9 protein-coding genes are annotated in these 6,278 nt (G+C 41.7%); 7 read left to right on the plus strand and 2 right to left on the minus strand.

The features are described 5' to 3' along the window. Nucleotides 1–23: 23 nt before the first annotated feature. Both Q0541_RS26395 and Q0541_RS26400 read left to right on the plus strand, forming a co-directional pair. On the plus strand, nucleotides 24–701 hold the full coding sequence (locus Q0541_RS26395; protein ID WP_298917898.1) for a ComF family protein: 678 nt from the start codon (nucleotides 24–26) through the stop codon (nucleotides 699–701). An 87-nt stretch (nucleotides 702–788) separates the two neighbouring features. Then, entirely contained in the window at nucleotides 789–1,244 is a 456-nt protein-coding gene (locus Q0541_RS26400) for a PPC domain-containing protein (protein ID WP_298917901.1), read from the plus strand. Nucleotides 1,245–1,306: 62 nt separating this feature from the next. Here the strand turns inward: Q0541_RS26400 and cobS are convergent, their stop codons facing one another. After that, the gene (cobS, locus tag Q0541_RS26405; protein ID WP_298917906.1) at nucleotides 1,307–2,080 is read right to left on the minus strand and encodes an adenosylcobinamide-GDP ribazoletransferase; all 774 of its coding nucleotides are present in this window, start codon (nucleotides 2,078–2,080) and stop codon (nucleotides 1,307–1,309) included. A gap of 377 nt (nucleotides 2,081–2,457) precedes the next feature. Here cobS and Q0541_RS26410 point away from each other — a divergent pair, with 377 nt between their 5' ends. The 5 genes from Q0541_RS26410 (at nucleotide 2,458) to psbM (ending at nucleotide 5,176) form a co-directional block, all read left to right on the plus strand. Beyond that, nucleotides 2,458–2,910, plus strand: coding sequence for a hypothetical protein (locus Q0541_RS26410; protein ID WP_298917910.1), 453 nt, complete (start codon nucleotides 2,458–2,460; stop codon nucleotides 2,908–2,910). A 129-nt stretch (nucleotides 2,911–3,039) separates the two neighbouring features. After that, nucleotides 3,040–4,188, plus strand: a complete 1,149-nt coding sequence (gene tgt, locus Q0541_RS26415) for a tRNA guanosine(34) transglycosylase Tgt (protein ID WP_298917914.1) — start codon at nucleotides 3,040–3,042, stop codon at nucleotides 4,186–4,188. 78 nt (nucleotides 4,189–4,266) lie between these two features. Further along, a complete protein-coding gene (locus Q0541_RS26420; protein ID WP_006195022.1) occupies nucleotides 4,267–4,404 on the plus strand; it encodes a photosystem II reaction center protein K in 138 nt (45 codons plus the stop codon). 186 nt (nucleotides 4,405–4,590) lie between these two features. Then, nucleotides 4,591–4,887 carry a 2Fe-2S iron-sulfur cluster-binding protein gene (locus Q0541_RS26425; RefSeq protein ID WP_298918008.1) on the plus strand — a complete coding sequence of 99 codons (297 nt, stop codon included), beginning with the start codon at nucleotides 4,591–4,593 and terminating at the stop codon, nucleotides 4,885–4,887. A 172-nt stretch (nucleotides 4,888–5,059) separates the two neighbouring features. Continuing rightward, nucleotides 5,060–5,176: a photosystem II reaction center protein PsbM gene (psbM, locus tag Q0541_RS26430; protein WP_273762658.1), complete on the plus strand. Its 117-nt coding sequence runs from the start codon at nucleotides 5,060–5,062 to the stop codon at nucleotides 5,174–5,176. A gap of 107 nt (nucleotides 5,177–5,283) precedes the next feature. On the opposite strand, the gene Q0541_RS26435 is transcribed toward psbM, so the two are convergent. Then, a complete protein-coding gene (locus tag Q0541_RS26435) occupies nucleotides 5,284–6,135 on the minus strand; it encodes a universal stress protein (protein ID WP_298918015.1) in 852 nt (283 codons plus the stop codon). Nucleotides 6,136–6,278: the final 143 nt, after the last annotated feature.

A 6,278-nucleotide genomic window follows, 5' to 3' on the forward strand; every position in this document is an offset into this window, starting at 1 on the left:
AGAGTTAACTCCTAATTCTTAAAATGCACACTTGGACTAAAAATCTCACAGGCTTACTCAATCTTTTTCTCCAATCCCATTGCCCTCTGTGCCAACGTGCAACCTCGGAAGAATTCTGTCAGAACTGCACCAGACAACTGCAAAAATGTCAACGAAAAGACCCGATTTCTCTATGGCAAGAACCAATACCAGTATTTGCCTGGGGGGAATATGGTGGCCCGGTGAAACGAGCGATCGCGGCGATGAAATACGAAAATCAACCCCAAATAGCTCGTCCCTTTGGTCAATGGTTAGGAGAAGCATGGTTGTTAAATTCACCGAGGCGAGATAGCCAACCTGTGGTAGTTCCCATTCCACTGCACCCTAGCAAGCAAAAGCAACGTAAATACAATCAAGCCGCACTGATCGCACAAAGCTTCTGCGAAATAACTGGATTAAAATTTAAACTAAACGGTTTAGCAAGAGTGCGAGAAACTGAAGCGCAATTTGGTTTATCGGTATCTAAACGGGAAAAAAACTTAGCTCAAGCTTTTGCTGTTAGCCAAGAATTTCGCCATCGTCCCCCAAATGTCCCAGTGCTGTTAGTGGACGACATTTATACTACTGGTGCTACTGCCAGGTCTGCTGTGCAAACACTTCGTCAGTATGGAATTGTGGTTTTAGGATTAGTAGCAGTAGCCACTACCGTCAAAGACGGATAAATCCAGAATTAATGGGCAAGCTTTGACATATAAGTGCATAAATTGACCGAATTACCCTATTTTTGTGGAAAAAATTGCTTGAAATGTATGAATAAAGTTTTTGCGGCAGGTTTAAAACAACTCATCATCATTCCTGCCACATTGCTGGCAATAGGCATAAGTACAAGTGCAGCTTTTGCTCAAAATAAGTTGTATAGTCCAATTCCTTTATCTAACAGTACTGAAATTACTGATAGCCTCTCAGATAAAGACATTCCCACAGGTCAAGGTGGGTTTGCTCGTGATTACACAGTCAAGTTACAGAAGGGCGATAATTTAGCAGTTGACCTGTCATCTGAAAACTTTGACAGCATCATCACACTGCTGGCACCTGATGGCTCGACTCTGGCAGAAAATGATGATGGCCCTGATGGTAGTAGCAATTCCCTACTATTTACCCGCATCGTAGAGACAGGGAATTATGTTATTCGTGTCCGCTCTTTTGGGGAAACTGGGATTGGGGTTTTTAAACTCAAGGTGACAAAGCTGCAACCAATTAAATGATCTGGGCATTGGGCATTGGTTATTTCCCCCCTGCTCCCCTGCTCCCTCATCTCCTTCATCTCTTAAAAAGTGGTCAGCACGCAGAGAAATAAGGCTTCAGTCCACTCGACGACTGCGCCATAGGTATCTCCAGTGTGTCCGCCTAATTTGTGGTTGAACCACGCACCTGTTAAAGTGGCGATCGCACTTCCAGCAATTATCATTGTCAGTGCAAGAAATAGCTGCTGTTTATCTATCAGCACAAGTAAACCACTTAAACAAAACAACAAAAACAATCCCGGTAACAAATCTTTGTAAGAACGAATGGCTTGTTTGTGAAAGGCACCTTTGCCAGTTGGTTTCAGGTAAGGATATCGCGCAATCGCCACCTGTTGTCCCCAACGTCCCCACCCACAAGCAGCCATCAACAGTAACCAACGGTTTTCTGGCATATCTGTTAAGGCTGTTATTTTCAGTACCACCAAGGCGATCGCTGCCATTGCCCCAAAGGCACCTGTAGCACTATCTGCCATTACCTCCAGTCGCCGATCTGGGTCGCCCACCGCCAAACCATCAGCAGTATCCATTGCCCCATCTAAGTGTAGTCCTCCAGTAATGGCAATCCAAACACTTACTACCAAAGTACTACGAGTTAGCACGGGCATACCAATATAATCCATCCCCGTATCCAGTAACCCTAAAATTCCCCCAATTATCAACCCTACAAGCGAAGCAAGCCGTGCCACTCCCCGAAAGTCCAATCCGTTCAAATCCGGTAGGTGAATACTAGTGTAGAATATTATACTAGCTGCCAGTTTTAACAGCAGCTTTTTCCACCACTGTTGCTGTTTTGTCATCTTAGTTACATTAATATTTAGTTAATTGCTGGATAAGGATGAGAATTTTAGTACAATTCAACATCAGTAGACTTTAAAGCTTTAAATAAGATTTACTTCTATTAGAGATTATTACTGAAAATTTTGTTATGCTGGTCTAAGTAGTAATCAAATAATATTGAGTGTTTTTTATACAAATAACAAAAGATTCTGGAAATTAAAATTCCATCAGCAATCAAAATTTGTATTTTGTATTCGTTAACTAAAAACTTACTCCAAATTATTTAGACGATTGCCCCACAAAATTGATATTTTTTAAATGTAGGGAGTAAACAAGCTATTCAATTATGACAGTTTAGCTATGTTGTCGCTCTCCTTAGCTCAATCGCTATTTTCCTATGAGTCACCATCTACCCGACACCAGGATACCAGCTCCGTGCATTATTAACACGGGCATCATTGTGAATAAACTTGACATCCGGCGATTGCTGGCAGATTTAGGTCGAGTCCACTACATCTACACCCAAGAAGATAAGGTATTGAGCGAGGGTGAAGGGGATGTGATGGAAGTTTTTGCTAATCCACAAAGGTCTACCTTAGTGGCTAACCATGCCCTATATTTGAATGTTTGTAGTTTTGATTACTTGGAACTAAAACAGTCACCGCAAGAAGAAACCCACTTCGATTTGATCCAAGAAGGAGTGTGTCTGCGGTTGACTCCCCGCTCAACCCCTTTACAAGAGCGACGAGAGCGAAACTTCAATGTCAGCGCCATAGAAGCGATGATGGAGCAAGTCCTCTCAGCCAGATGGGATGCAGAAATTGACGATGACTGTTCTGATTCTTTCTAAAATAGCGACTACTATACCAATTTTATCTGAGGCTGCGCTTTATTTATGTAGGGGCAATTTATGAATTGCCCCTACATTCGGATGTTTTGCCTAAGTCCTATAGGCGCATTTTCAAAAATCTAAAATGGCATGAGTGCGAATTTTTCCTTTGAATGTCTTGCTTGCTGTAGTCAGACAAAAGCTAGAGCAGGAGTGTTTTTCACTCCTCACGGTGTTGTAGAAACCCCGAGATTTATGCCAGTGGGAACGCTGGCGAATGTCAAAACTCTCACCCCATCTCAGCTACGAGATACTGGGGCGCAAATGATTTTATCCAATACTTATCATCTTCACCTACAACCAGGGGAAGCGATCGTGGCTGGAGGTGGTGGGTTGCACAAATTTATGGGTTGGAACGGCCCAATGCTCACAGATTCAGGTGGGTTTCAGGTGTTCAGCTTAAGCGAGATGCGAAAAATTACTGAAGAAGGCGTCACTTTTCGCTCGCCCCATGATGGACAAATTATTAACTTAACACCAGAGCGCTCCATTGAAATTCAAAATACTTTGGGGGCAGATGTGATTATGGCCTTTGATGAGTGTCCGCCCTACCCAGCTACTCGCCAAGAGGTAGAAACTGCAACTGAGCGCACTTACCGCTGGTTAGAACGCTGCATAAAGGCTCATCAAAGCAGTAAGCAGGCTTTATTTGGGATTGTGCAAGGGGGCGTGTATTTGGATTTGCGTTGCCGTGCGGCTGAAGCTTTGGCTAAGTTGGATTTGCCTGGATATGCCATTGGTGGCGTCAGTGTGGGAGAACCACCAGAATTGATGGCTGAGATTGTAAAAGTCACAGCACCGCTTCTACCCCCGGAAAAGCCGCGTTATTTGATGGGTGTGGGTACTTATCGGGAAATGGCAATCGCGATCGCATCTGGTGTAGATTTATTTGATTGCGTAATTCCCACCCGTTGGGCCAGACATGGTACAGCAATAGTCCAGGGCGGACGCTGGAATTTAAAAAATGCTAAGTTTCGTGAAGATTTTACGCCATTAGATGAAACTTGCCCCTGCTACACTTGTCAAAATTTTAGCCGTGCTTACGTATCTCATTTAGTGCGATCGCAGGAGATTTTAGCTTACACCTTGTTGAGCATTCACAACATTACCGAACTAATTCGCTTTACGCAGCATATTAGAGAAGCAATATTGAGCGATCGCTTCACCACAGAATTTGGTCACTGGCTCAACTCATCTGAATCAGTACCAGATGAGGAAGAAATGACAAATAACTATTGACCAATGACCAAGACCCAAAGTATGTTAAGATACTTCTCAATTATGAAAGCTGTGTTGGATAGGTGGATTTAAACAAACATGGAAGCAGCACTTTTATTAGCAAAACTGCCTGAAGCTTACCAAATCTTCGATCCCTTGGTGGACGTTCTCCCAGTTATTCCGGTATTCTTTTTGTTGCTTGCTTTCGTTTGGCAAGCAGCCGTGGGATTTAGGTAAGTTAATCTATTTTCAATTTAATAGGACAGATGTTACACCTGTCCTATTTTTTTGTGGCATCATGTTTTATAAAGTTAATATTTATTAATATTTTGTAATGAATTAAGATAATAAATAAGATTTGAATCAAGCCATGTCAATATGAAGCCTTGAAAGCCAAGCTTAGAATCAAGGAGAAATTCAGTTATGGGTAATATCAAATTCGTTAAAGAAAATAAGGAAGTAGTGGTGGCGGATGGTGCTAATCTCCGGCTGAAAGCGATGCAAAATGGCATTGATATATATAAATTGATTGGCAAGATGACGAATTGCGGTGGTAATGGTCAGTGTGGCACTTGCGTTGTCGAGATAATCGAAGGACTAGAAAATCTTTCCCCCCGCACAGATGTAGAGAACCGAAAATTCAAAAAAAAGCCAGAAAATTACCGTCTTGCCTGTCAAACTTTAGTGAATGGCTCAGTCAGTGTAGTCACCAAACCTTAAGTTCTCAAATCTGCCATTTTCAATTTTTATCCAGTCAGTAGTCAAAATACTTACCAAAATTGAGTTTCCTGATTTTGAATTTTGAATTTTGAATTTTGAATTGGTATAACTCTGTCATGTATGATGCTATCCTAATCTTATTGACTGGAAAATTAAGAGAGGCTTTCTTGCCATGCAAGTTAATGACCTGGGGTTCATAGCGAGCATTTTGTTCGTACTGGTTCCCGCTGTGTTTTTATTAATTCTGTACATCCAAACTGCTAGCCGACAAGGTGGAAAAGATAGTTAAGAGTTTGTGTATAAAATAAATAACCCCTACACTAGTAATGTAGGGGTTTTTATTTATCATGCTAACTGAGTGCTGAATCAAATAAAAAGTACTCAGTACCCTTGAGCTTAAGCAATTGTTCGCGCCAACAGTACTGGACAAGTGGCATTAACTCGAACATAGTCAGACAAGGAAGAACCGATGAGTCGGTCTATATCAACAAAACTCTTAGCGATCGATGGACGACGATCTGGGGAACCGAGTAATAATAAGTCTACATTCAACTCCTCTGCCAACCGACAAATTTCTTCACCAGGTTTGCCACTGCTGATATAAGAACGAGATTGAATGCCCTGTTTTTGAGCTTCTGCAACTGCGGCTGCTAAAACTGGATTCTTCTCTGAGTTCACCTCGGTTATTTCCGATTTTTTACCGCCTAAATCTGTAGCAATATTTGCTAAGATTAACTGGCCGCCCTGAATATCTCGCAGTAAAAACAGTGCTAATTTCAAGCAATTTTTTGCGGAATCAGAGTTGTCTACTGCCACCATAATGCGCTTAATTCTTTTGACATAAATGTCATCTTTTACCAGCAACATGGGGCGAGAAGATAGTTGGAAAACATACTGACTGACTGAGTTCGATAAAATCGATTGTAGGCGTTTAAGTCCGCGTGAACCCATAATAATCAAGTCAGCGTCGATTTCATCAGCTACTTGGCAAACTACATCTTTGGGTTCGCCTTCACGCAAAATTGAAGAAACTTGACTAGGATCTAAATTCAAAGTTTGAATTGCATTCGCCAGAATTTTACCACCATTTTCCCATTTAGCTGTCATGGTAGTAGCAGTACTTTGTGCAGGAACAACATGCAAAATTGTAACTTTTGCAGATTGAATTGAAGGGATTTCTTTCAGGGTTTTGAGCATTTCTTCTGCGTGTCCCAATCCCGATACAGCCAGCAAAATTCTTCTGATCATCTTACGTATTTTTTGTGAAGTTTACTTTTGTTTTCGCTGTTAGTACTTGGCTATGGTCAGATTTTTACCACCTTGCTCGACAACCTAATACCGCAAGGCGGAAGTCAAAAGTCAAAAGTCAAAAGTCAAAAGTCAAAAGTATT

It is taken from the genome of uncultured Nostoc sp. (assembly GCF_937863485.1).
Classification (GTDB): Bacteria; Cyanobacteriota; Cyanobacteriia; order Cyanobacteriales; family Nostocaceae; genus Nostoc.